Here is a 25,917-nt window from a genome sequence, read left to right as displayed (position 1 = left end):
ATAAACTAGCTCAGGTATATGGAGGAGGGATTACTGATGACAGACGGTTTCAGTTTAAACGAGGTGAAAGCTAGTTTTGATACTTTATTTAATACCATAGAGGATTATCTTTTTATTATAAATGAAAATGGCAATGCTGTATATGCCAATAGGGCAGCTATAGAAAAACTGGGGTATAGCCAGGAAGAAATACAGGGGTTGAGTCTACTTCTTTTGCAGCCACCGGAAAGACGAGACGAAGCCGCACAGATATTTGCAAGTATGATGGCAGGTCAGCGCGATCATTGTCCTATTCCTCTTTATACTAAAGATGGCAGCTACATACCGGTAGAAACCAGCGTTGTGAGGGGGCAGTGGCAGGGGACCCCCGTCTTTTTTGCTATCAGTAAAGATATATCACAGATAAGCCAGGCTAACGCCAGGTTTTCCAAAGCCTTTTCTATTAATCCGGCGCTTATGGCTATTAGCAAGATTGACAGTGGTAAGTATATTGATGTAAACGAAGCTTTTCTTAGTAGGTTGGAATATAATCGGGACGAGGTAATCGGCAAAACCTCAGGTGAGCTAGGGATTATACCGTTTGCAGAAAGAGATTTGCTAATAAAAGAACTTTATCAGCAGGGTTGTATACGTGATAAGGAATTAACCCTTATTACTAAAAGCGGTAGCGAATTGTATGTTATCTTTTCGGTCGATTTTATCGAAACCGACGATCAGACCTACCTTCTAACCGTAATGGTGGATATCACCGGAAGGAAGATAGCCGAAGAACTTTTAAAGGAAAGTGAAGATCGCTGGTCTTCAGCCCTGGAGTGCAGCGGGAACGGGGTTTGGGATTGGGATGCGGTAACTAATCGGGTATTCTTTTCCAAGGAATGGAAAAGCATGTTAGGTTACGAAGAACATGAAGTTGGTGACTCCCTGCAGGAATGGGAAAGCCGGGTTCACCCGGAGGATTGGGAACGGATCCAGGTAGAACTGCAAAAACACTTTGATGGCCAGACACCAGTTTACGGGAGTGAGCATCGCCTGCGTACCCGAGATGGCAGCTACAAATGGCTTCTGGATCGGGGGAAGGTAATTAACCGTGATGAAGAAGGCAAAGTTCTGCGGGTTATTGGCACCCATACCGACATCACCGAGATAAAGAAAGTTCAGGAAGACTTGAGCCGAACCCGGGGACAGTTAAAAGCCATTTTGGATAACCTGCCTTTTTTAGCCTGGTTTAAAGATAAAGAAGGACATCATATAGAAGTAAACCGGTTTTTTGAAATATCCTGCGGCTTAACACGTGACGAAATAATTGGTAAAACCGACCTGGATATATGGCCCCGGGAATTGGCTCTAGTATACATGGAAGATGATCGGGAAGTGATGGCTAGCAAAAAACAAATCAACAAAGTCGAGCGGGTACAGGATAAAGCCGGAGGTATATGGTTTAATACCTTCAAAACCCCAGTGTTTGACCAGGAGGGCAATGTAATAGGAACTGCGGGAATTACCCGGGATATTACCGAGAGTAGAAGATTAGAACATGAGCTGATAGAGCAGCGGACCTTCTTAAAATCACTGATTGATGCCATTCCCGACCTTATATTTTACAAAGATATAAACAGTTTATACCTGGGTTGTAACCATGCCTTTGCGCATAGGTTTATTGGACTATCCGAAGAAGAGATAGTGGGCAGAACTGATTTGGATTTTGTTAAGGATCAGGAGACAGCCCGCTTTTTTATACAAAAAGACAGGGAAATACTGCTGTCGGGTGAGACCCGTATGAACGAAGAAACTATAACCCTGGCTGATGGCTCCATAATGGAATTAGAGACGGTAAAAACGCCTTTTTTTAAAGGCGGAACCGTAGCCGGGTTGATTGGAGTGTCCCGGGATATCACCAAGCGTAAAATAGCCCAAAACCAACTGCTTATAAAACAAAAAATACTATCCAACATTGCTTCCGCTACCAATGAACTATTAATAAATAGTGATTACTATGAAGCTATTAATAAATGCCTGGCTTTGCTGGGTGAGGCTACCGGAGTAGATCGGGTCTATATGTTTAAAAACCATTATGCAGATAATAAGGCCTATACCAGCTACAGAATGGGATGGAACTCCGGTGTATTTCCGGCACAAATTAATAATCCCAAGCTGCAAAACATTCCCTTCGATCAAGCGCAAAATTTTATAGAACCATTGATGCGAAATGAAGCCGTCAAGGCACAGGTACGAGATTTTGGAGAAGGATGGATTAAAGAAACCCTGTTAGAACAGAGTATCTTGTCAATACTGGTTTTACCCATCTTTGTAGGCGGAGTTTTCTGGGGTTATGTTGGTTTTGATGAATGCAAGGAGGAAAGAAACTGGAGTGAAGACGAGTTTTCCATTTTGAAGGCTTTCAGCAATTCTATCGCTGAAGCCATCGAGCGCAGTCAGATGGAACAAAAACTGGCCCAGGCTAAAGAGATAGCTGAATCTGCCAACTACGCCAAGTCCTTATTTTTAGCTAATATGTCCCATGAGATTCGCACTCCTATGAACGGCATACTGGGATTCCTGGAACTCCTGGGGGAAACTGAACTTTCGACTGAACAGCAGGATTATGTACAGGAGGCACATAGAGCCTCGGAAATCCTACTTTATCTCATTAATGATATCCTGGATTTCTCTAAAATTGAAGCTGGTAAACTGGCCATGGAAGAAATCCCCTTCCGGGTTAGAACGGTAGTGGAAGATGCTGTTTCCCTGCAGGCTCCAAAGGCTAGAGAAAAAGGTCTGGAGATGCATACCCTAATCAAATCCAATGTACCGGATGAGGTAGTAGGTGACCCGGCCCGGCTGCGTCAAATCTTAAATAACCTGCTTAGCAATGCGGTTAAGTTCACCCATACCGGTGAAATTCTGGTAATTGTGGAAACGATAAATGAAAGCTCAGATAAGGCGGAAATCGCTTTTGAAGTTAGTGATAGCGGTATTGGTATTGCCCCGGAGGACATGGAAAAACTTTTTCAACCCTTTACCCAGGCAGATGCCTCCACCACCAGGAAATACGGAGGTACCGGTCTGGGCCTGGCGATTTCCTATGAATTGGTTCGCTTAATGGAAGGAACCATGCAGGTAAAAAGTAAATTAGGCCAGGGGTCAAAGTTTTATTTCACTGCTTGCTTTAAACCAGGTCTGCGTAAGGATACCCTGCCTTTTGAACCTGCAGAGCTTAAGGGTGCCCGGGTACTAATAGTGGATGATAATAGCAGCAACCGCAAAATCATACGAACTTATCTAGAAGATGCCCAATGCCTGGTTGAGGAGAGCGATAGTGCCGAAAAGGCCATCACTATCCTTCTATCCGCATCCGCTGTAAAATCCTTTGATGTAGTAATCGTAGATTTTCAAATGCCTGCGATGAATGGTCATGAGTTAGCCGCTGCCCTTAAGGCCATACCTTCCACCCGAGCTATACATTTGATTATGCTTACTTCGGCAGCCCAGAAGGGAGATGCCCGCCGGGCCAAAGAACATGGTTTTAGCGGCTACCTGACTAAGCCCGTGAAAAGAGACGAACTGCTCCAATGCATTTCTATAGTCCTTGGTTTAAAGACAGAAGCCTCACTGGGTGATTCAATCGTTACCCGTTATACGATCAAGGAAAACCCGATTCCTGCCCGGCCCAGGTTTCTTCTGGTCGAAGATAATGAAATGAATCAGAAAATAATTGTTAAAATGTTAGAAAAGAGAGGTATGTACTGTGATCTGGCCTGCAGTGGAGCCGAAGCTTTAAAAGCCCTGCAGCAAAAAGATTATGACATAGTATTTATGGACTGTCAGATGCCGGAGATGGACGGATATGAAACTACTGCTAGAATTAGACAAATGGAGGGAGAAGAACGACATACTATCATTGTTGCTATGACTGCCAACGCTATGGAGGGAGACCGGGAGAAATGTTTGCAGGCAGGCATGGACGATTACATCAGTAAACCAGTTGATTTCCAACTACTATTTAATATTATTGAACAGTACACGGCTAGGCAGCAAGAGTCTGTTAGCGAGGTCGCGGCCATGCTGGAGGAAAACTTGAGCAGCTTTATAGCTGAGACCGGATTATCTAAGGGAGAGGGACGGGAGCTTTATGATAAATTATGGTCAACCCTGCCAGGGGTATTGGAAGAATTGCAAAATGCCCTGGCCAACAGCGACTTTAAAAAAATTCGCAGCCTGGCTCATCAATTAAAAGGTTCTTCCGGTACCCTGCGTATACAAAAGCTTTATGAACTTTTTTTTGATCTGGAACAGAAAGCAATTGCGGAGGCTAAAGCAGCATGTGTTGACACCCTGCAATTAATCCACCGCCTGGTCAAGAGCTAAAGGACTTTACCGGCCAAAATATTATACGGAAGGACGAAAAATGTGCGAGTATTGATTGCTGATGATGATTTGATTTCCCGTACTGTAGTAAAGGCCCTATTATCAAAATGGGGTTATGAGGTATTGGAAGCAGGAGATGGTATTCAGGCCTGGGATATCCTTAAAGAAAAGGATTCGCCTCAACTGGTTCTGCTGGACTGGATGATGCCGGGGATAGATGGATTGGAATTATGCCGCCGTTTGCGCCAATTAGATAATAATACCTATCACTATATTATTTTGCTCACCGGGCGGGATAGTAAGGAAGATATTATTGGAGGGCTTAATGCCGGGGCTGATGATTATATTACCAAACCCTTTATGCCCGAGGAATTAGAAGTGCGCTTACGGGTAGGCAAGCGTATCCTGGATTTGCAGCAGTCACTGAACGAAGCGCTGGAGATCCAGCGTTATCAGGCCCAACACGACCTCTTAACCGGAATATTTAATCATGCAAAGATACTTAATATACTGGAAAAAGAACTATACCGGGCCAAGCGACAAAATAGCAACCTGGCCGTAATTATGGGAGACCTGGATCATTTTAAGAAGGTAAATGACACTTATGGCCATATGGCCGGTGATGCCGTATTGGTGGAAGTTGCCTTGCGGATGAAAAATACTATTCGTCTCTATGATTCCATTTGTCGTTATGGGGGCGAGGAGTTTCTCCTGGTTCTTCCCGGCTGTAGCACAGAAGAAGCTATAATAATAGCTAATCGTATCCTGGGAAGTATCAGCCAGGAGCCGGTGGTGTTTAATAGCACCCCCATTGCAGTAACCATCAGCCTCGGTGTAGCCATGAAAGCAGCCGGTGATAAAACCACAGCTGCGGAGCTGGTGCAGTTAGCCGATGCTGCTCTCTATAAGGCCAAGCAGAATGGCCGCAACCGGGTGGAACAGGCATAAGTATTTATTAATGATTAGTAAGAAAAGTGAGGAGTGAGGGGGTTAATTTATTTCCTACTGCATCTTACTATTCAAGCGCCTACTTACTTTTCATCGGTGGTTGTGGCCCCGGCCATGGGGGGTTAGTAAGAAAAGTGAGGTTTAGACGCAGAAGGACGCTGATTTTTATAATTAACGCTGATTCTTTTTTAAATAGCTTTAGCTTATAAGAAAAGGTTGGCAATGAACTGTGCGGCCAAGACATCTTCCAGGGAATTGCGGCTGGCGGCCACCACAGCTATCCCTTGGTCAGTCTCCTGCAGCATCTTCAGGGCCCGGCTAACAGCAGTAAGGGCTGGTTCCATTCCTTTCTGCTTCAGGGTTCTGGCTACGGTTCCTACGGTAAGACGGCGGCTTTCCTGGAAAGCGGCGTCAAAAGCCACCCCGCCCGTATCAGTTACCGCAACTACTACCCGGTCCTTCATATCCACAAGCCGGGGGGTTTCCGCCCCGATATTGGGAACCACGGCTTCAATCACGCCTCCTCCCTTTTCGATTCCGCTTATCACTCTCTGACAGCGGCCCCGGCGTTCTTCCTCCGATCCCACCCGGGGTTCAGCCACCAGAATAATGCCCCGGCCCTTTTCCCGGGCCAAGCGGCTGGCTTCCTGGCCAATCTCTTCCGGAGCCACCTTTACCGGAGCCCGGGTAAAGTCAGGACTGCAGCCCAGAATGGCTGCAGCTCCGGCATCCAGAGCACTTTCCAGAGTGGTGGACATATCAATCACATCGACAATTATGAGGAGCAGGCCCTCACGGGCAGCCTGCACGGCACCACTGGCATCACTGCTTACGATTATCCTTTTTGACTTTACCATAACGGCCTCCACCTCCGGGAGAAATATCCAGGCGGCCTTTTCGCATCTCAATAATCAGAGCGGCCACCCTTTCACCGGCAATTCTACTTATATCTTCCTGATTGGCATTTTCGCATATATCTATTTCACTGCCTAGCCCAGCGCGCAGTTTTTCCAGGGTTTTGGGTCCAATCCCGGGCAATTTCTGCAAAGGCACCCGGTAATAGTAGGGAGCTCGGCCCAGCGGTTGCCGGGGTTCGCTATAGTCCCTGATGGACACGATGCGGTCATAAACCCCAGCCACTAGATTCTCGCTGCCACAGTTAGCACATGCTCGAACCGGGGGAGCCTCCGCAGCAATACGCTCACACTGCAGGCAGAAGCTACGGTGATACTTGCCCATCAAGGGATCCATACCATAGTTGGCCAGAATTCGGCGTCCCTCATAGTTTTCCAGGCAATACCTGAATTCCGCAAAGTTTTTCTGTTTCATACGCAAAAGATTATATTCCCGTCCGATATTGGCCAGGGAATGGGCATCTGAATTGGACAGAAAAGTAAAATTGCTGGTTTCAGCAATCATGTCGGCCATCAAGCTATCCGAACTAAGACCCAATTCCAGAACCTTCACTTGAGCTAAATCACGCCCCATTTTATCGGCCAGGCTATCGGTCCAAAAACCATAAGCTCCTTTATGGGGAGTAAAGGCATGGGCCGGACAAAATATTCCCTCCAGAAGATAACTCAGATTAAGCAGGTCAATCGCAGTAGCATCGGCTTTCTGGGTGGACAGAGTCATATTCCTTACCCGAGAGCGCAGGTACTTCTGCAGCGACTTGATACTATGCAAAAAGGGAAGGAATATTATCCAGTGCACCCCTTCCCTGCTTTCCACTTCCGCTCCGGCTATCATCAGTACCCCATTCGCAGCCAGGAACCCCCCCTGGGGCTGTTCCTCCAGCTCACCATGGAGCAGCATTTCTTCAATTTCAGCCGCTACCAGAGTACTGCCGGCATCAACAATACCCACCATCTCCAGCCCCTTACGGGGAGCTTCCCGAAAGAGAATATTCTTTAAGGTAAGTTCCCGGGAAGCGGTAATTTTAACAGCCCGGCCTTGTGAGCGGCCTATATGTATATGCAAATCAGCAAATATTTCTCGCAATTCTACCCCTTCTTTATATATTATAGGTATATATCATAGGGATGGTTCTATTGATATATATTCTTGCCTCCAGTGCAAAAAGTAAATATTCATTGGCTTGTATAAATATACCGCTCCAGCGTCCTTAATAGCGACCGAAGGGAGCATCAGTTGTGCCCGACAGGGCGCTTTGCATGGGGGGTGCTTTAGCAACCCAGCAAACGGCAGGCATATTGTATGCCTATTATGCTCTTGCCATCAATAATCTCTCCGCTAAAGATCATCTCATAGGCCTCTTTCAGCGGTACTTTCTCCACTTCCAGGAATTCATCCCGATCTAAACTGCTTTCTCCTGGGCTCAAGCCCTGGGCCATAAACAAAAAGAGCTTTTCATCACAAAAACCGGGGGCACTATGATAACTCAAGATTTTCTGCCATTTTGCAGCCTGCAGCCCGGTTTCCTCCTCCAGCTCCCGGCGGGCACATTCGAGCGGTTCTTCGTTTTCTTCCAAAGTTCCCGCCGGTATCTCCAGCAAAACCCTTTCCAGAGCCTTGCGATACTGCCGTACCATCCATAGATTGTTTTCCTCATCTATGGCTACAATACCTACCGCCCCGGAGTGTTCCACTATTTCGCGGCTACTCTCGCTGCCATCGGGCAGAAGGACCTGATCTACCCTGACCTTTATAATGCGTCCCTGGAATATATCCCGGGAAGCCAGGGTCTTTTCTTCCAAATCCATAAGCTTTTCCTCCCGCATATTTTACCCAATCCCGGCATAAACTGCCAGGGAGGTGGTAATTCATGAGTATAAGCGTAGGCAAAAACACTATAGTGTTTTACGGTAAGTTTCCGGAGCTCCTGGCCCTGTTAAAAGCCTATCCCCCGGATACCCGTTTGCAAGACTTCATTCGCCTGCACCTGCATTGAGGAGAATTAATCTTGCTGGTACAAACGGAGGGCTGCTTGAGCAGCTGCCCCCAGGGCTAGGAAAAATTCCTTTTCTTCCTCCACGCCCCGGCCCATGGTGCTGGCCTTAAAACTGCTGTTATTAAGCAAATCAAGAATTCCTGGTTCATTTTCGACGATAAAATGGTATTTATCCAACAACCCAGCCTCTCTGATTTGCGTCCATAAAAAATCCATTTTTTCTTCTTCCAGCAAAGGTAAGGGTACCAGGGCCTTAACCCGACAAACTCGGGAAAGAACCGTCAGGGTATGATGGCTTATTCCTTGATGGCGCTTTCTCTTATCCGCAAAGCTAATGCGGGGTACGGCTACTGGCCTGCCCTCCAAAGCTTCAACCGCATTCAGGATTTCCCCCTGCTCTATTCCCGTGAAGCCCCATTTGGTTCCGGTTCCTACTATTCCCGGTCCCATGCCTACGATTATTATATCAGCCTGCAATATATGGCGAGCGGCCAAAAGCCCGGAGTATATGTTTACGGCTTCCAGGTCGCCTCCGAAGGCATGTCCCACACTTAGCGCAGCCTGCAGCAGACCCTCCCTCTTCAAATAATCCACCACCTGGCTGAAGGCCAGCGGCAAGGCCGCCCCATCGGTCATAATATAGGCCAGCCTGAGCTCTTTATCCTTTTCCTTTAGCTGCAAACACAAAGGAAGAAGCATGGAATGCAGGCTGGACACCAGTACCGGAGTATTCTCCAGGCTATCTGCTTCCTGCATCACCTGGTGAAAAGGGCTGGCTTCTTCTTCTACGCTTAGAACTTTTAGCTGCATAGGAGTATAGCGCAATTTCATTATATGCCCGCCTGGAGTCAATTCCCGGTTCCGGCTCTGCAAGCTGGCAACAACATAATGATAGCCGCCGCTGCCCAGTTGCAGTTCAACCGCCGTGGTATTAACCAGCACTTCATCTCCCGGCAGGACCTCCCCCACCAGTTCCGGATATACTATAGAGCGGGCTTCTTCACCATCAATAGAAATTAAATAACCTTTAATTCCCGGACGAGCAAAGAGCTCCTTCAGTATTCTCCCCCGCTTTATGGCAATCATTTTACTCTCCTATCTTCCGGTGGCCAACGCTTATTATCCTCTCCTGCCCAAAGGATGTAACCACTGATGAAAAGTGCGTTAGCAGGCGCTTGTTATTCTCCTATCCTGGCAGCTTCCTCAATTATGGCCAGTACCCAGCGAGCATCATTGACCAGATCTTCAATACTAATATGTTCATTACAGGTATGCACGGCCCGCATCCCTACGCCCAGATTGGCGCAAAGAATTCCCTGCCCGTTGATTATACTGGCATCACTGCCGCCGCCGGTACTGAGCAAGTGAGGCTTAAGGCCGATATTACGGGCAGCCCGGGCCGCCAGTTGAACTACCTCTTCGTTCTCATCAAGGCTGATCTCCGGGTAGAGAAATCTCACTGCAACCTCGGCCTTTCCTCCCCTTTTTTCCACTTCCGCTATAAAGATGTCTTTAAGCTCAGTGCTTAGAAGATCCAGCTTTTCCCGTCTCAAGCTTCTGGCTTCGCCTTTTACCCGGCAAAATTCAGCTACTATATTGCGGGCGGTTCCCCCTTCTATTCCTCCAAAATTACAGGTAGTCTCATCATCGATACGACCGCAGGGCATAGCGGCCAGAGCATTAGCTACCAGCTGTATGGCATTTAGGCCATCTTCAGGATTTATGCCCGCATGGGCAGCCCGGCCCAAAGCCGTATACTCCATTTCATTTTGGCAGGGAGATTGGATAATAATAGCACCCGGCTTGTCACCGGCATCCAAAACATAGGCTATTTTTGATTTAAGCTGCCTAAAGTCGAAGGCTTTGGCTCCTTTCAGGCCCTGTTCCTCACTTACGGTGAAAAGGAATTCCAAAGGGGGATGGGATAATTCCTTTTCCTTTAAAATATCAAAGACCTCCAACAAAACGGCTATGGCCGCTTTATCATCCGACCCCAAAATGGTATTGCCCTTACTCCTGATAAAACCGTCTTCATCGACTACGGCCTTAACCCCGATTCCGGGCTCTACCGTATCCATATGAGCTGCGAATAAAAGCGTGGGACCTTCCATAGTTCCCGGGATTTGCAGCAGAAGGTTGCCGGAATCCCCCCCCAGTATTTGTCCGGCCTCATCTTCCACCAGCGTCAGCCCTCGCTGCTGAAACCATTGCTGGAGCAAATCCCTTATGGCAGATTCCCTTCCGGATACGGAAGCCGTCTCCACTAGGCGGATGAAGGTGTCAACCAGTCTTTTCACTCTTACCATCACTCTTCCCCCTTCCCCATTGGTCTATTTTTCGTAGTACAGCCACTTTTTCTATAATCCGCGTTAAAGAGTACTTTTCGGTGATAAGATGCATAAATATCAGAAAGAATAAAACTCCGACTTTAAAGCTGAGAGGCAGGCTGCCGGCAACCATAAACCCCAGGGCCAAACCCAGCACATTGGAGCCACTGTCGCCCATCATAGCAAGGGCTTTAAGGTCGAAATGCACATAATAGAGAGTAGCTCCCAATAAAGGAGCTATTAGAATCCAGTTGATTTTCCAGCTGGCCAAGAAAGCCAGCAAGAAAAAGAAAAAGAAAAAACCCTTAACCGCTCGTCCCGGCCGTAAATCCAAAAGGTTTAACATATTGGCGAATAGAGCCATAATTAAAGTATCCACTATAATATCCGGCCATCCTGAAACAAGACCTGAAGAAAGGAATAAAGCTAAAAAAAAGGCAATTAACGCCCCACCTGCCGCCTTCAATCCCCCGGTAGTCATTCTTCCATGTAACAGGGCACCCAAATGGCCTTTAAAACCCAGCGTATCTCTTTGACCCAGCATGTCATCTGCAAAACCTAGTAGAGAAATAGCAAATATGCCCATAAGAAAAAGGAAGTATATTTCCCGGTTTACTGGCTGCTCATAGAGAGGAGCAAAAAGCAGGATTATAGTATAAACCAGCAGAAGAGCCAGGGGAAAACTGATACCGGCACTGACCGGGATATCCAATCCCTGATAATTCTTCCTGGTGGCAGCGCTTTGCTGCAACAGGGGAAGCAGGTAATGGAGTATCAGCCCTTCTGCAAATACACCGGCCAGTGCAGCCAGACCGGCTACAAGCCAAATATTCAAATGCCTTTCCTCCTCAAATCGCCAATTACCCTTAAAACATCCCAAAACTGCCGGCCCCGGTGGAAAAAGCCTTTTAAATCGCGGCCGCTTTCATTGTGGCTCATGGTAGTCGGAACCTCAATCAATTTAAAGCCCTGCAAGAGAGCATTTACACTCATTCCCAGCTCTACCCCATAACCTTCGTTAAATGGAGTAACCGCCTGCAGCACTTCCCGGGTCATAGCCCTTTGCCCGCTAAGCGGTGCTCTGGCCTCCATTTTCCCAACCTTCCTTATTAGCCAGGCTGCCGTTCCTTTAACCAGGCCAAAGCCTCCTTTTTTCTGCGGTGGAGGAAATGAAGCAATACTGAGGTCAGCCATTCCTTTAGCCACTGGTTCTATTAGCCGACTGGCCTGGCTGGCTGAGGCCCCCAGGTCGGCATCCAGAAAAATCACAATATCTGCAGCCTTTCCCTCTAGCTGGGGGAGCAGAAGATTGGCAGAAGAATCTGCCGTATAATGCTCGCGGGTGGAAAGCTGGGGTACAAATCCCAACTCCGTTGCTTCGGCGGATAGTGACGGCTCCCGCTGTTCAAGGTTCAAAAAAGGCAAGACCGCATTCATGGCCCCGCCTTTTCCCCGGTTGGGGTATAGCTCCAGAACTTCTACTCCTTCTTCACGTGCCCGGGAAGCGGTAGCATCGGTTGAGCCATCACTGACTACAATAACCCGGCTAATTCCGGGAATAGACTTCACCGCCTGCAGGGTTTCCCCGATCCGTTCTTCTTCATTATAAGCAGGAATCACTACCGTGATATTTTTCATCAGAACTACCTCATATCGAATCGATGGTTAAACGAGGTGTCAAGGGGACGGTCCTTTTGACACCGCAACCCCTACCTTACCCCTGACTCCTCAATTTTCTTACTAACCCCCCCATGGCCGCAACCTTAATAGTGACACCCGCAGGGTGGAACACCAGGAGTACCCGCAGGGTGAGGGCTACAACCACTGACGGAAATACTTTAGGGTATTATCAGGCGATGTAAGCTTATTTTCTTATGCCCCCCATAATGCGGCTATTTGCCAGGCAAAAGAACCGTCCTCATGCCTGCTCCGGCATCTTCCGATTTCCGTCCTCCGATTTCCGCCTTCCGTCTTCCGATACTACTACCTCTGTTGTTTATTCACTGATTCTACCGGTAGTGAGGGCATAAACTTCTTGGCGGTGACTTTAATGCCATAATCACCGGGTTCACCCTCCATGGCATAAACCAGAGATATCTGCCCTGGACTCAAATCAACATTGTCAATAGTGCTGATTTTATCTTTCTGGTATTCTTCCATATAGGAATAGGTTACTTTGGAGTTTTCTACCCCAAATATTTTTAAACCTTGCTGAGCCAGCGACTCAATCAAGGTATGGTCAAAACTAGCCGCAAAAAATCCGGCCAGATTATTGGTACCTCCCAATAATATTATCCCGTTAAGGGGCATGGTATTACTACCGCTGAACTTCAATAAATCATTTTCCTGTAAAAAGCTTATTACCCCGGGATCGGCTTTATTCGTTATAACTGCGGCCACACTGGCGGCTACATACTGCCTTAAGACATCGGGAGAAACCTCTTTATCCAGGCCATAAAACTCCTGTACCCGCTGGCGTAAGCTCGCTTCATCCAGGCTGATATTGGACAAAATGACGGATTTGGAAACCACATTTGCTCCGGCAATAGACAGGGCATTCAGCATACCGGCCGGTATATCACTGCCCCCGGTGACTACCAATGCCACTTGGTATCCGGTCAGGTGTTCCTTCACCAGAGGAGGAAGCAAGGCCTGGCTGTAGTTCTCATAATTGGAGATGATCTGGTCTTTATACTGGTTGGAAGCCGACAGCTCGCTTTCTCTTTCCCGCAGGGAATAAAACTGTCCCTCCAGGCGATCAATCATTTTCTTTTGCTGATCCACGAGCAGGTTATCCCCCACTATGGTACTGCCTATGAGTATGCCCAGTCCTAATGCTAAAAAAACGGCTACAATAGAAGCAATATGATATCTCAGATCAATCAATGCTCACACACCCCATTAAACAGTATTATTAAATCTATGATTATTAAAGTGAGAAGTAAGGGGTGAGGGTTAATGTATTTCCTAACTACATCTTACTATTCAAGCCCCTACTAACTCACTTTTCATCAGTGGTTGTGGCTCTCACCCTGCACCCTTCACCCTCTCGGGTACACCTGATGCTCTCTGTGGTCGCTATTAAGGTTGCGGCCACAAGGGGTTCCATTGCAAAAATTTATATAACCCTTCTGTATCAAAAGAGGTTTTTGCAGTCGAGCTATCATATATTAAAAATAATCTTAAGTTGCAAGAGGATGAGACGGAAAAATGGCCTGGTTGCCGGGGAAACGGCCAGTATTACCGTGATTGGAATTAGTGCGGCCACCAGCAATTGCAGCAGGTATTTGCTGGGCAGGTGTTGCTTGTATAACTGGCTTACTCCTCGAGCATCAACCAGTATGGAACCTACTTTTAAACGAACCAAAAAAGTACTGCCCATACCTTTGCGCCCTTTTTCCAGAAAATCAATCATATTGGAGTGGCTGCCCACAGCCACAATAAGGCTGGCACCATACTCCCAGGCCAGTATCATGGCTACATCTTCACTGGTGCCGGGCATAGGAAAGGTTTTGGCCTTAAGGCCCATGGATTCAATCCTATCCAAGCCGGGAGCAGTTCCATCAGCATAGGCATGTACCACTATTTCCGCCCCGCTGCTTAATGCCGTGTCCGAGACACTATCCATATCACCTACAATCAAATCCGGCTTAAGCCCAAACTCCAGGAGCGCATCAGCTCCTCCATCTACACCGATTAACACCGGCTGTTCCTCTTGAATATAGGGGCTTATCGTTCTCAGGTCTTCTTTATAACTGCTTCCCCGCACCACTATCAGGACATGTCGGTTAAGCATATAGGTATCCAGAACCGGCACATCGATATTACCAATCAAGAGATCCTTTTCTTTTTTGGCATATTCCATGGTGTTATCAACAAAATGATCCAGCTCCAGCTGGATGTTCTGGTGAGCTTCTTTGAGCTTCAGCCTTACATCTTCCAGGCTAAGTTCTTTTCCTTCGGCAATTACGGTTTTTCCCCAAAATACCTGGTTTCCTCTGACCTCTATGAGAACACCTTCGCGGAGCTGGGAAAAAATATTCTCCCCTACCTCATCTAATACCGGTATGCCCGCTTTCAAAATCTTGTAGACTCCTTTGGCCGGGTAACGCCCCGTAATGGAAGCCTGGGTATTTATAATAGCCTGCGGCCGGGCATCGATAAGGGAATTAGCGGCCACTTCATCTATATCATCGTGGTCGATAATAGCAATATCGCTTTTTTTAAGTCGTTTTACCAGGTTTTTGGTACGCCGGTCCATCCGGGCGCGTCCTTTGGCTAACATTCTTCACCTCAGGTTTTACCAGGCTTGAAAGCCTGTAATATAGGGTTTTCACATATCAGTTAAAGAATCCTACGAAAACTATATTATCATATAGTGTAATTAATTAAAAATACTCCTCCCGGCTAATAAGAGGACGAAAAGCAGCACCCCAAAGAAAATGCCTCTCATTTAGTATTTAGCATAAATGAGAGGCATTTCTTTCAGGCAACTTTCTTTAGCTCACTTTGTTTTCCAGCCGTAAGCGATCAGCGATTATGGCAATAAACTCTGAATTGGTCGGTTTCCCTTTCTCTCCACTTACCGTGTAGCCAAAGAACTTGTTTATTTTATCCAGATCACCACGATCCCAGGCCAGCTCTATAGCATGGCGAATAGCTCTTTCCACCCGGCTGGGGGTAGTATCATATTTCTGGGCAATAGTAGGATATAATTCCTTGGTAACTGCTCCCAGATAATTGATTTCCGCAACCACCAGCATAATAGCATCGCGCAAATACTGATAACCTTTTACATGGGCAGGCACCCCGATTTCATGGATTACTTTGGTTACCTCGATTTCCATATCTTTGCCTGCTCCCGGTCTACTACTAACTACCGAGCTTCCCGTACTCCTATTCTCAACCCGGGGCGGTACATCACGGACCAACTGTTTAACCCGGTCTCCCAAAACCTGTAAATTGAAGGGCTTTAGTATGTAATAATCAGCTCCCAGTTGAACTGCTTTCTGGGTTATGTTCTCCTGGCCAAAAGCAGTCAGTATGATTATCCGGGGGCGCGGTTCGATATTCAATTCATTGATTCTCTCCAAAACCCCGATGCCGTCCATATAAGGCATTATGAGATCCAGAATCAAAACTTCAATCGGAGTCTTTTCAATAATCTCCAATACCTCAGTGCCATTATTACAGATGCCCACTATTTCAAAATCAGAATCGTTATTAAAATAGTCCCTGAGTATTCCACAAAATTCACGGTTATCATCGGCAATGAGAATCTTTATCCGATTTGCTTCACTAAACATACAGATTAATTCCTCCTCATCTCTTAATATCTATTGTTTAATGCTTTTCGACCATGCTCCATAAACTTCCTGCTTTCTTTTTCCACAAAATTAATGCATATTCCAGCAGTTGCTACCATAATAGAACACTAATTATTAATATTAATCTTTAATATGCTATGATTTTCTAAGCATCCCAGGAATTTGTCGAAACCTTGGACCAGGGGTTTAGATTGCTGGGAATTTCAGAAAGCATATTATCCATAAAGATGCCATACCCCCGGGTTGGATCATTGAGAAAGACATGAGTAATGGCCCCGATTATCTTGCCGTTCTGAATAATCGGACTACCGCTCATGCCCTGTATAATTCCTCCCGTAAGGTTTAAAAGGCGATGGTCCGCAACTCTAATTATCATACTTTTTCCATCCTGGCGTTCTGGAAAGACTTTCTCCACCACTACATCGAACGCTTCAATATCATCGCCATTTACCACCGTCAAGATCTGGGCCTGACCTTCATTAACCTGGTGAGCATAAGCTACTTCCATAGTATAATGAGCCAGCGGATTAGTAATCTCATCTCCGGTTTTTCCAAAAATACCGGAATAGCTGTTTTTTATAATTTTTCCTTCAATCTCTCCCTCGCCATTGAAAACACCAATCTTTTCCCCCGGCTGTCCTGGTTTGCCCGGCTTTATCCCTTGAATAGAAGCACTGACAATTTTGCCCTGCAAAACATCAATCTGCTGCTTGGTATCTGCATCAATAATCACATGTCCCAAAGCTGCAAAGATTTTGCTATCCGGTTCCCAAAAAGTCAGAGTGCCGACACCTACTACCCCATCCCGCACATAGAGGCCAATCCGGCAGCGATTGGTTTCCGGACAGTAAGTACTGCGAACCGTAATGGAAAGTTTTTTGCTGCCGCGTTTAACGCCTAGAAGCACACTCTTTTTTTCGTCAATTATTCTGGCTAACTCACTTTCGCTATGCAAAGGCTGGCCATCAACCTGGTAAATAATATCCCCGATTTCCACCCCCTGATCCCGGGCCGGATAGGCTTTCTTTCCCTCACTGTCACTTACCGGTGCATAGCCTACGACCATTATGCCCTTGGACTGCAATATAACACCAATGGAATGACCACCTGCCACAACTCGTTTGGTGGGTAAGGTTTCGACCGCCATGGATTTTAAAGGTATGTAGCCCAAGAGTTTTAGTTCGACGTTCACCTTTCCCGGTTTTAAAGCAAGAATTTCGTAACCCGATGAATTCGAGCTTATAGTTACCGGGGGCTCCTGAGGTGCGGCAAAAACGCTTCGCGACGGGCTTATAACCTGCATCTCAATTTTATCTTTGAGTTTTTCCGGTAGAGGCAGGGATATGGTACTGGATTCACCCACTACTAATCTCTGATATTGAGGAAGGTTTAACAGGCTTTGGGCCTGTGGGGTAATACAAAGGGCGATAAGCAGCAACGATAATACTATTCCCAGCCAGGGGCGAATTCTCTGCAAAATCTGTATCCTCCCGCTCCAATTAATATCAAATATTTTTCCCCTGGTTGCGGGTGAATATACGCAAAGCAAAGAATTGCTATTAATGACTTGGAAAACTCTAATAAAAAAGATAATGTGGTAAAAGAAAAGTAAGGGGTGAGGGTTAATATACTAGAATATCTCATCATTCAAGCACAGAATCGGATTCACTTTTCATAAGTGCATGTATTCTAAGACATGAAGGGCTGGCTAAAATTACTGTTTTTTCTATTAATTTGGCGTATAATTTGATTAGCTATGCAGGATGCCTCCTACTCCTGGCACTCCCAGGAGAGGGGGAATGCTTATCAGTATAATTGAATTGCTTATGTTGTTGTCACTGGTAGTTGCCATAATTGGCGTAACCAAAAAATAAAGCTAATACATAATGTATTAGCTAAATCATAATAACTCTTACGCCAGGAGTCATGTTGGCCTCCCGCCTAGTAAGAGGTTCTCAGTTCCCGCTGGGAACCTCTATTTATGATTATAACATAAAATCAAAAAAAAATACTTGCTGTTTTTCCTTTCAGTTTCATTCATCTATTCTTTGACTTTATTTGACCATTGTTGTATAATATCATTGTAGAAATATAATAATAATGTGGAAAAGGAGGATGCTTATGTTTGAACTAACACCATTCAGGAAGAGAAGGGACATGATGAACAGCCTGTTGGGGGGGGACATGTTAAAGGAGTTCAATGATTTCTGGTACGGCGCGGCTCTAAATATGAAAGCCGATATCAAGGAAAACAACAAGGAATACATTGTAGAAGCAGAACTGCCGGGAGTAAAAAAGGAAAACATTAATGTGGAATTAAAAGAGCATACCCTGACTATTGCCGCTACACAGGATGAAGAGACCAAGGACGAGGGTATTAACTATGTGCGCAGAGAGCGGAGGACAGGTAGTGTAAGCCGGAGCTTCTATGTGGAGAATGTAGACCAAGAGGGAGTAAAAGCCGACTATAAGGACGGTATTTTGAAGATCGTGCTGCCCAAGCTAAAAGAAACTCCTCCCGACAAATACCAAGTTAAAATTGACTAAATTTAAGCCCCCCTGCTTTCCCCAGGGGGGCTTTTGCTGTCACTGCTTGTCCTATATCCTTTTACCACACAAGTGCCCACTTACTCTCTTTTCACCGCTGCTTATGTCAGATCTCTCCGGGTGAGCATTTCGCGGGCATGCTCCCGGGCCAATGGGGAAAAATCTTCTCCCTCCAGCATACGGGCAATCTCTTCTACCCGAGCCTCGGCCGCCAATCCCCTCACTGTAGTAAGGGTGCATTCTTCACTGCTGGCTTTTTCAATAAGGAAATGCTGGTGAGCCAAACTGGCTATCTGAGGGGAATGGGTTACCAGTATAAGCTGATGCTCCAGGGATAATTCATATAGTTTATTGGCCATGGCTACCAATGCTGTTCCGCCCACCCCTACATCAATTTCATCAAAAATCAGGGTGGGTATCAAATATATCCCGGCCAAGGCCTTTTTTAAGGCCAGGATAAAACGAGACCTCTCTCCTCCCGAAGCAATCCGGGATAAAGAATGCATCTCCTCCCCGGGATTGGGGGAAAACAGGAAATCTACCTGATCCATGCCTTTAATGCCTGGCGTTTCCCGAAGCTCCATATGAACGGCAAATTTCACCTGGGGCATGTTAAGCTCCCTTAGTTCCATATCTACATTTTCCTGCAGCTTTTGCGCGGCACTTTGCCTCAATTGGCTCAGTTGAGCTGCCAGGTGATGGTATCTTAACTTTAATGCGGTTATGGATTCTTCCAGCTCTTCCTGTTTTTCTCCGCTGTTCTCCAGATATTCCAATTCCAGGCGAGCCTTTCCCAGATAATCCAGGATTTCATCAATACTCTGACCATATTTGCCTTTAAGCCTCTGCAGCTGGTATAGTCGTTCCTCACTTTCCTCCAACAGGCCTGGTTCGAAATCCAGGGAATCCCGAAATGATGAGAGCTGAGAGGCAATATCCTGCAGGGAATAATAAATCTCTTCCAGCGGAGATTGTAAGCGGGATAAAAATTCATCCTCTTTCAGGCGACCCAGGTTCTCCAGGCTCGCCGAAATTAAATCCAGGGCACTTTCACCAGCATGCTGGCGATGGTAGAGCTGTTCCAATATCCTCCCGGTTCCTTCCTCCAGAGCTTGAGCATTCTTTATTCTTTGGTTAAGAGCCAGAAGTTCCTCTTCTTCTCCGCTGCGCAAGCCGGCTTTTTCTATTTCCTCTATTTGGTAGCGGATAAAATCAATCTTCTGCAAACGATTCTGTTCGTTGTTCTTGTAGTTTTCCAGCTGCCGTTCTTCCTCTCTTATCTGCAGGAAGAGGCTTTCAATCTCTTTCCCTATATCCTGGCCTTCCTCGATAAAACCATCTACGAATTGCAGGTAGTTTTGCGGGTTTAAAAATCCGCTGCTTTCATCCTGCAGATGCATATCTATCAGATGCCGGGCCAGGCTTTTGAGGAAACCGGCATTTACATTACGCCCGTTTATGCGCGCCAAACTACGCCCGCTGGTAGCGATTTCGCGGCTTACTACTATGCAATCCTCTTCTTCCTCCAGTAGTCCGTTTTCCAGCAGTACTGAATGGGCTGCACTATTATTCTCCACGACAAATACTGCTTCAACTATGGCCTTTTTCTGGCTGTCCCGCAGGAGATCGTTTCTTACCCGTTCACCCAGAACCAGGCCCAGGGCATCAATTATAATGGATTTACCTGCTCCGGTTTCGCCGGTAAGTACATTCAAGCCCTGCTCAAAAGAAAGCCGCAGTTCTTCGATAAGTACGAAGTTTTTTATGTATATCTCTTGCAGCATTTGATCCCCTTCATTCAAAATCAAAAGTCGTCATGCAAAAGTTCATACTTCTATTTCACTGCACAAAAATTATAAATATGCATTAGCTTGCATAAATATACCGCTCCAGCGTCCTTAATAGCGACCGCAGGGAGCATCAGTTGTGCCCGACAGGGCGCTTCGCATGGGCAACACCTGCGGCTTGTCTCGCGTCTCAAGGGGTACCGCGCTAATCTCCCATCCTTGTCGGCAACCTTAATAGTGACACCCGCAGGGTGGAACACCAGGAGTACCCGCAGGGTGAAGCGCTCTCGCGACATCCTGTCGCTCGCCCCCTTTTGCCTGCTCGCCTTCGCCGGATGTTGCATCCATGCTTCGCCAACGCTCGCTTTGTATATTTATGCAACCCTTATGCAACAAAAGGGATTTTTGCAGTTGAGCCATACTTCTATTTCATACATCAAGCACAGCTAGCGGTTGCTTTTCAACATAAGCTGCTCGAACTCTTCCACAATACCGGGAGCAGCTTCTTTAGGCTTGACCACTGCCAAAATGGTATCATCACCCGCAACCGTGCCTATAATGGTGGGCCATTCGGCGGAATCAATAAGCGAAGCTACCGCATGAGCAGAACCAGGAAGGGTTTTAATAATAATCAGGTTTTCACTATAATCAAGTCCCAGCACCGAATCTTCAATAACCCTCTTCATCCGCTCAAATGAGCCCTTCACCCCCGGGGTATCCGGCAGGGCATAATGGTAACCGTCTTTATCCGCTACTTTGATTAACTTGAGTTCCTTGATATCCCGCGATACTGTGGCCTGGGTAACATCAAAACCCTGATTCTTGAGAGTTTCACATAATTCTTCCTGGGTTGCTACCTCTTTTTGATTGATAATATCAATTATGCAAAGCTGCCGGCGCAGTTTCATCTTTGCCCTCCTTTATTTTCCTTACCTCTTATGCTCAATGAACCAAGCTCATTGGCGCTGTAAACTCCTGTCAATAGAAGTAAAGAAAGGCTTGGCCTTTAGATTAACCATTAGCAACGGGTGAGGGGCTCGTTTTATCAAAACCCGGTTTTCAGCACCAAAATCCATCTTTATCTGGCCATCTATTCCTATAATTGCTTCCCGCTCTTCGAGAAGATGAAGGCTTATTTCCCGTTCTGGAGATACTACCAGGGGTCGCTTGTTAATTATGTGGGAAGCCACCGGGGTAACAATGAAGGCATCAAGCTGTGGGTCGGCAATCGGTCCTCCAGCGGATAGGGAATAAGCCGTAGAACCAGTAGTTGTGGAGACGATTAAGCCATCCCCCCTATAAGGCTCCAGTTTTTGCCCCGATATTTCCAAGGCAAAGCTCAGCATCCGGGGACTATTGGAGCGCAAAAGCAATTCATTTAGACAAAAAACCCGGGTCAAAAGTGATTGTTGTTGAAAAACCGCCACTTCGAGCATCATCCTCGCTTCCAGTGAGTATTCTTCTCGTAAGATAAGCGGTAAATATTCTGCCAATTCGTTAATTTCAATATTGCTTAAGAAACCAACGGTGCCCATATTCACACCTAAAACCGGGATAGCTCTTTGTCCATAACGCCGGGCCGCCCTTAACATGGTTCCATCGCCGCCCAGAACCATGATAAAATCTACGGTTCCGGCATAGGGTTCATCCAAACCATTGTCAATAATTACCTCAACATTAAGAGCGCTAAGCTGCCCCGCTATCTCCTGAGCCTTTTTTTCCGTATTTTCCTTGAAACGATTGTTTACTAAAATAATCTTCACTTTTTGCCTCCCAGTTTTTGCTGAGCCTCTTCCACTACCTTTTCGACCACTTCCTCTATCCTTTCACAAGGCTTAGCTTCTTTTTTCAACTGGATAAAGTATTCGATATTCCCCTTGGGACCAGTTATAGGGGAAAAGCTAACCGCAGTACAGTATAGATTCTCCTGCTGAGCAGAATTAATGCAATTAAGTAAAACCTCACGATGAACTACCGGGTCACGCACTACGCCATGTTTGCCCACCTTGCCCCGGCCCGCCTCAAACTGGGGTTTGATTAAAGAAACAATCACCCCGTCCTCCTTAAGCATTTCCTTAATAACCGGAAAGAGCAGGGTAGTAGAAATGAAGGAAACATCCATGGTTATTATATCTACTGCTTCCCCCAGTTCTTCCCGGGAAAAATAGCGTATATTTCTTCGTTCCAGGTTTATAACCCGGGGATCATTGCGCAGTTTCCAATCCAATTGACCATAGCCCACATCAAGGGCAAATATCTTTATAGCGCCATGCTGCAGAGCACAATCGGTATATCCACCAGTAGAGGCCCCTATATCCAATACCACCCGCTGGGAAAAATCAAGCCGGAAGTCCTCTATAGCCTTTTCCAGCTTAAAACCACCCCGGCTGACATAACGGGATAGATGGCTTTTAAGCTCAATCCTGGCTTCTTCATCTACGGTGGTTCCGGGTTTATCTACCATCTGCCCATTTACCCGAACCTCCCCGGCCAAAATCATGGCCCGGGCTTTTTCCCGGCTGGGGGCTAACGCCTTGTCGTACAGCAAGCTATCCAATCTAATTCTGGCCAAACTTCAGCAACTCCCACCTGCTGCCGGCACTAAACAGCTCTGGCCATTTTCCGGCAATACTCTCCAGGATAGAATCGGGATTCATATTGAGCTGTTCAAAAAGCAGCTCTACCCGGCCATGCTCGACAAATTCATCCGGCAGGGCTATATGCAATAACTCGGCGTCAATTCCTTCTTCCACCAGCATCTCTCCTATGGCACTGCCAAATCCCCCGGCCAGGGAGTTATCTTCGATAGTGAGCAGGCGGTGGTATTTTTGAGCGGCCCCGGCTATAACCCGGCGATCCAGAGGCTTCACAAATCTCGCATCCACCAACAGCGGGTTAACCCCTTTGCCGGCCAGGAGATCAACCACATCCCGGGCAATAGATACTCCTCTTCCTACGGCAATAATGGCCAGATCCTGGCCCTCTGCAATTAGCCGGGACTGTCCCGGCTCCAGCAACTGGCGTTCGGACTTAATCCTGACTCCTTCTCCCACTCCCCGGGGATACCTGATCGCTACCGGTCCTTCCATAGAGAAGGCGCTGTGGAGCATGTCCACCAGCTCGTTCTCATCAGCCGGAGCCATAATGATAAGATTGGGGATATGTCGCAAGTAAGAGAAATCAAAGGCACCATGATGGGTAGGGCCGTCTTCCCCGACCAGACCAGCCCGGTCTATGGCAAATATCACCGGCAGTTTTTGCAGGGCTACATCATGAACTATCTGGTCGTAAGCCCTTTGCAGAAAGGTAGAGTACACCGCTACCACTGGCCTTAAGCCTGAGGAAGCCATGCCAGCAGCCAGGGTGACGGCATGTTGTTCACAAATGCCTACATCAAAAAAGCGCTCCGGGAAGTTCCGGGAGAACTCGGATAGGCCTGTACCACTGGTCATGGCTGCCGTTATAGCCACCAATTTATTATCCCTTTGAGCCTGGTTAAGCATAAAATCGCCAAAAATTTCGGTATATGTCTTCAAGCTTTTCTTCAACTGGGTACCGGTATCAACATCAAAAGGCCCCACACCATGAAAGATATCCGGTTTCTGAAAAGCTGGTTCATAGCCTTTGCCTTTTTGCGTTATAGTATGAAGAAGGATCGGACCTTTCATCTTTTTTATATTGCTCAAGACCGCTTTCAATTCCGCCAGATCATGACCATTTACTGGTCCAATATAGGTAAATCCCAGTTCTTCAAAAATTATTCCGGGAACCATCAGATATTTTACCGTATCCTTAAACTTTCCCGCCGCCCGGGCTAGATTCGGGCCTATTCCCGGAATGCGGTTTAAAACACTTTCTATTTCTTCTTTGGTTCGAGAATAGGAAGGATCAGTGCGGAGGCGATTAAGATAAGCCGACATGGCACCAACATTTTTAGAAATGGACATTTCATTATCGTTTAGTACCACAATCAGGTCAGAATCCTCCTGACCCGCATGATTTAAGGCCTCAAAGGCCATTCCTGCAGTAAGAGCCCCGTCACCAATTACCGCTACAACTGAATTGCTCTGGCCCTGAAGGTCACGAGCCAGGGCCATTCCCAGAGCAGCCGAAATGGAAGTGCTGCTATGACCCGTATTAAAAGCATCATATTCCGATTCTTCTACCTTGGGAAAGCCGCTTATTCCTCCATACTGGCGCAAAGTACTCATCTGCTCGCGGCGACCGGTGAGTATCTTATGTACATAGGCCTGATGACCTACATCCCATATTATTTTGTCTTCAGGACTATCAAAAACCGTATGCAGGGCCAGACTCAGTTCAACCACGCCCAGGTTTGAGGCCAGGTGGCCGCCACATTTGGCCACGCTTTTTACCAGCAACTGCCTTATTTCATTGGCCAGTTGCGTCATCTCCGGAAGGCTAAGTTTTTTGAGGTCGCGAGGTGAATTAATCGTGTTTAGAATCTCATCCATAAGCTTCACCTTCTATTCTTAAACAGTTCCATTCCACTCATCTTTTCCCACCAGGCTAAAATTATTGCTACTCTAAAAATAATACTATTGGCCTGATTTACCGCCAGGCTCTTGCCCACCGCTTTGCCCCCGACCGTCAAGGCCGCAATAAAACTGGTCATCAAAGCTCCTGCTAGAATTATATCCAAAAATACCAGTTCATTTACCAGGCTGATTACTATTCCGGCACCTATGGCGCCGCTCAAGGTGCCAGCGATATCCCCGATAACATCATTGCAGAAATTGGCTACCAGATGGGCATTTCCCACCAGCTTAACCGCCTGTTTAGCCCCAAATATTTTTTTTGCCGCCCGGGCATTAAAGGGCGGCATCTGGGCAGCAGTAGCTGCTGTTCCTATTATATCAAAAAATATTCCCAATAATATTACCATCAATAAGAGAATAAGGGCTACGATGACATTGTTAACCGCTCTTACCAGAGCTTCAGAACCCAGGCTGACCAAAAGGGCAATAAAAAATGTAAAAAAGGCTACTAGTAGTCCGGATATCAGGTTATCCTTTTTTATATAGCCCATCAATACGCTGTTTCCTCCAGGAAAAGTTCTGGCAAAAGGTTGTCTGTCGAGTAAACGCTGCGACATAGGTCCAGCAGGTTTTCCCAGCAGGTCACCCGAATGTTGCCATAAGGGCGGTTTCCCTTTACGCCTGCTCCATAACGTTGCCACTTATGGGGCTGGATTACCACTAAGTACACACTTTAATCCCCGACAAACTATGTTCCGCAACACACAGTCTAGGAGTTTTCCTCAACAACCCACATCAATTCTAGCCTCTTTTGCAGCACCCGGTTTCAGAACAGGCAATTATATCCTGGCCGGGATATGATTACCCACTAGAGTTCATCCGCCGCCACCACTCAAGGCAGGCTACACTGCACCCAGCTTATACCGGAATGCAGGTTTTCCCTTCACTGGTCATACCGTGAAGAGCCTCCACGAATACAGGGGTCATGCCCGCATGCCGTTGCGGATTGCCCCTGCACTCTTAACTCCCAGCACCGACCCCTGACTGGGCGTCACAAGCCGGCACCAGAAGCTTCATCGATGTGCCCTTTACGGATTTTTAGGCCCGTCTTCGAAATTGTATAGGGTTGACTAGAATACTGCAACCTTTTGCCAGTTTTCTTTCAGCTTATTATTATATCAAAAGAAACACACTTCTGCCAGTAAA

Annotated in this window: 21 protein-coding genes; 4 read left to right on the top strand and 17 right to left on the bottom strand. The window is 46.7% G+C overall.

All coding sequences use genetic code 11. From position 1 onward, the window contains the following. Positions 1–36: 36 nt before the first annotated feature. Positions 37–4,365 (top strand): PAS domain S-box protein, encoded by a 4,329-nt coding sequence (locus SWOL_RS13465; protein ID WP_011640035.1) that lies wholly within the window; start codon positions 37–39, stop codon positions 4,363–4,365. Positions 4,366–4,407: 42 nt separating this feature from the next. Then, on the top strand, positions 4,408–5,313 hold the full coding sequence (locus SWOL_RS03040) for a GGDEF domain-containing response regulator (protein ID WP_011640034.1): 906 nt from the start codon (positions 4,408–4,410) through the stop codon (positions 5,311–5,313). A 203-nt stretch (positions 5,314–5,516) separates the two neighbouring features. On the opposite strand, the gene SWOL_RS03035 is transcribed toward SWOL_RS03040, so the two are convergent. The 3 genes from SWOL_RS03035 to SWOL_RS03025 form a co-directional block, all read right to left on the bottom strand. Beyond that, the gene (locus SWOL_RS03035) at positions 5,517–6,170 is read right to left on the bottom strand and encodes a hypothetical protein (protein WP_041427336.1); all 654 of its coding nucleotides are present in this window, start codon (positions 6,168–6,170) and stop codon (positions 5,517–5,519) included. Next, positions 6,136–7,314, bottom strand: coding sequence for an endonuclease Q family protein (locus SWOL_RS03030; protein ID WP_011640032.1), 1,179 nt, complete (start codon positions 7,312–7,314; stop codon positions 6,136–6,138). Before SWOL_RS03030 ends, SWOL_RS03035 begins: the two co-directional genes overlap by 35 nt. A 185-nt stretch (positions 7,315–7,499) precedes the next feature. Beyond that, positions 7,500–8,036, bottom strand: a complete 537-nt coding sequence (locus tag SWOL_RS03025) for an NUDIX domain-containing protein (RefSeq protein WP_041427334.1) — start codon at positions 8,034–8,036, stop codon at positions 7,500–7,502. Positions 8,037–8,098: 62 nt separating this feature from the next. Here SWOL_RS03025 and SWOL_RS15045 point away from each other — a divergent pair, with 62 nt between their 5' ends. Continuing rightward, positions 8,099–8,224, top strand: a complete 126-nt coding sequence (locus SWOL_RS15045) for a hypothetical protein (protein WP_278078272.1) — start codon at positions 8,099–8,101, stop codon at positions 8,222–8,224. 6 nt (positions 8,225–8,230) lie between these two features. On the opposite strand, the gene SWOL_RS03020 is transcribed toward SWOL_RS15045, so the two are convergent. The 8 genes from SWOL_RS03020 to spoIVB form a co-directional block, all read right to left on the bottom strand. Next, entirely contained in the window at positions 8,231–9,310 is a 1,080-nt protein-coding gene (locus SWOL_RS03020) for a DUF3866 family protein (protein WP_011640030.1), read from the bottom strand. A 92-nt stretch (positions 9,311–9,402) separates the two neighbouring features. After that, positions 9,403–10,530 carry a M20/M25/M40 family metallo-hydrolase gene (locus tag SWOL_RS03015; protein ID WP_011640029.1) on the bottom strand — a complete coding sequence of 376 codons (1,128 nt, stop codon included), beginning with the start codon at positions 10,528–10,530 and terminating at the stop codon, positions 9,403–9,405. Continuing rightward, a complete protein-coding gene (locus SWOL_RS03010) occupies positions 10,505–11,386 on the bottom strand; it encodes an MraY family glycosyltransferase (protein ID WP_155814117.1) in 882 nt (293 codons plus the stop codon). The genes SWOL_RS03015 and SWOL_RS03010 overlap by 26 nt, the downstream gene beginning before the upstream one ends. Beyond that, a complete protein-coding gene (locus SWOL_RS03005; RefSeq protein ID WP_011640027.1) occupies positions 11,383–12,189 on the bottom strand; it encodes a glycosyltransferase family 2 protein in 807 nt (268 codons plus the stop codon). Before SWOL_RS03005 ends, SWOL_RS03010 begins: the two co-directional genes overlap by 4 nt. 345 nt (positions 12,190–12,534) lie before the next feature. Then, a complete protein-coding gene (locus SWOL_RS03000) occupies positions 12,535–13,437 on the bottom strand; it encodes a copper transporter (RefSeq protein ID WP_011640026.1) in 903 nt (300 codons plus the stop codon). 277 nt (positions 13,438–13,714) lie between these two features. Then, the gene (steA, locus tag SWOL_RS02995; protein WP_041427332.1) at positions 13,715–14,836 is read right to left on the bottom strand and encodes a putative cytokinetic ring protein SteA; all 1,122 of its coding nucleotides are present in this window, start codon (positions 14,834–14,836) and stop codon (positions 13,715–13,717) included. Positions 14,837–15,050: 214 nt separating this feature from the next. Beyond that, the gene (gene spo0A / locus SWOL_RS02990; RefSeq protein ID WP_011640024.1) at positions 15,051–15,857 is read right to left on the bottom strand and encodes a sporulation transcription factor Spo0A; all 807 of its coding nucleotides are present in this window, start codon (positions 15,855–15,857) and stop codon (positions 15,051–15,053) included. 166 nt (positions 15,858–16,023) lie between these two features. Next, complete coding sequence (gene spoIVB, locus SWOL_RS02985) at positions 16,024–17,355, bottom strand: SpoIVB peptidase (protein WP_011640023.1); 1,332 nt, start codon at positions 17,353–17,355, stop codon at positions 16,024–16,026. Positions 17,356–17,999: 644 nt separating this feature from the next. Between spoIVB and SWOL_RS02980 the strand changes: the two genes are divergently transcribed. Further along, complete coding sequence (locus SWOL_RS02980) at positions 18,000–18,425, top strand: Hsp20/alpha crystallin family protein (protein WP_011640022.1); 426 nt, start codon at positions 18,000–18,002, stop codon at positions 18,423–18,425. A gap of 101 nt (positions 18,426–18,526) precedes the next feature. On the opposite strand, the gene recN is transcribed toward SWOL_RS02980, so the two are convergent. The 6 genes from recN to SWOL_RS02945 form a co-directional block, all read right to left on the bottom strand. Next, positions 18,527–20,227, bottom strand: coding sequence for a DNA repair protein RecN (gene recN / locus SWOL_RS02975; RefSeq protein WP_207635321.1), 1,701 nt, complete (start codon positions 20,225–20,227; stop codon positions 18,527–18,529). Between the two features lie 431 nt (positions 20,228–20,658). Further along, positions 20,659–21,120, bottom strand: a complete 462-nt coding sequence (argR, locus tag SWOL_RS02965; protein WP_011640020.1) for an arginine repressor — start codon at positions 21,118–21,120, stop codon at positions 20,659–20,661. A 48-nt stretch (positions 21,121–21,168) separates the two neighbouring features. Next, positions 21,169–21,975, bottom strand: coding sequence for an NAD(+)/NADH kinase (locus tag SWOL_RS02960; protein WP_011640019.1), 807 nt, complete (start codon positions 21,973–21,975; stop codon positions 21,169–21,171). Further along, on the bottom strand, positions 21,972–22,784 hold the full coding sequence (locus tag SWOL_RS02955; protein WP_011640018.1) for a TlyA family RNA methyltransferase: 813 nt from the start codon (positions 22,782–22,784) through the stop codon (positions 21,972–21,974). Before SWOL_RS02955 ends, SWOL_RS02960 begins: the two co-directional genes overlap by 4 nt. Continuing rightward, positions 22,771–24,687 carry a 1-deoxy-D-xylulose-5-phosphate synthase gene (gene dxs, locus SWOL_RS02950; RefSeq protein WP_011640017.1) on the bottom strand — a complete coding sequence of 639 codons (1,917 nt, stop codon included), beginning with the start codon at positions 24,685–24,687 and terminating at the stop codon, positions 22,771–22,773. The genes SWOL_RS02955 and dxs overlap by 14 nt, the downstream gene beginning before the upstream one ends. Positions 24,688–24,692: 5 nt before the next feature. After that, a complete protein-coding gene (locus SWOL_RS02945) occupies positions 24,693–25,328 on the bottom strand; it encodes a hypothetical protein (RefSeq protein ID WP_242649353.1) in 636 nt (211 codons plus the stop codon). Positions 25,329–25,917: the final 589 nt, after the last annotated feature.

It is taken from the genome of Syntrophomonas wolfei subsp. wolfei str. Goettingen G311 (assembly GCF_000014725.1).
GTDB classification, from domain to species: Bacteria; Bacillota; Syntrophomonadia; order Syntrophomonadales; family Syntrophomonadaceae; genus Syntrophomonas; species Syntrophomonas wolfei.
The sequence above is the reverse complement of the archived record's forward strand: the minus strand, read 5'-3'. Positions and strand labels throughout refer to the sequence as shown.

Coding starts and splice junctions, on each gene's coding strand:
- steA (WP_041427332.1), bottom strand. CDS start 14,836: ATGTTAGCCAAAGGACGCGCCCGGATGGACCGGCGTACCAAAAACCTG.
- argR (WP_011640020.1), bottom strand. CDS start 21,120: ATGAAACTGCGCCGGCAGCTTTGCATAATTGATATTATCAATCAAAAA.
- SWOL_RS13465 (WP_011640035.1), top strand. CDS start 37: ATGACAGACGGTTTCAGTTTAAACGAGGTGAAAGCTAGTTTTGATACT.
- SWOL_RS03015 (WP_011640029.1), bottom strand. CDS start 10,530: ATGGTAAGAGTGAAAAGACTGGTTGACACCTTCATCCGCCTAGTGGAG.
- SWOL_RS15045 (WP_278078272.1), top strand. CDS start 8,099: ATGAGTATAAGCGTAGGCAAAAACACTATAGTGTTTTACGGTAAGTTT.
- dxs (WP_011640017.1), bottom strand. CDS start 24,687: ATGGATGAGATTCTAAACACGATTAATTCACCTCGCGACCTCAAAAAA.
- SWOL_RS03035 (WP_041427336.1), bottom strand. CDS start 6,170: ATGGTAAAGTCAAAAAGGATAATCGTAAGCAGTGATGCCAGTGGTGCC.
- SWOL_RS03020 (WP_011640030.1), bottom strand. CDS start 9,310: ATGATTGCCATAAAGCGGGGGAGAATACTGAAGGAGCTCTTTGCTCGT.
- SWOL_RS02980 (WP_011640022.1), top strand. CDS start 18,000: ATGTTTGAACTAACACCATTCAGGAAGAGAAGGGACATGATGAACAGC.
- spo0A (WP_011640024.1), bottom strand. CDS start 15,857: ATGTTTAGTGAAGCAAATCGGATAAAGATTCTCATTGCCGATGATAAC.
- SWOL_RS03025 (WP_041427334.1), bottom strand. CDS start 8,036: ATGGATTTGGAAGAAAAGACCCTGGCTTCCCGGGATATATTCCAGGGA.
- SWOL_RS03005 (WP_011640027.1), bottom strand. CDS start 12,189: ATGAAAAATATCACGGTAGTGATTCCTGCTTATAATGAAGAAGAACGG.
- SWOL_RS02945 (WP_242649353.1), bottom strand. CDS start 25,328: ATGTCGCAGCGTTTACTCGACAGACAACCTTTTGCCAGAACTTTTCCT.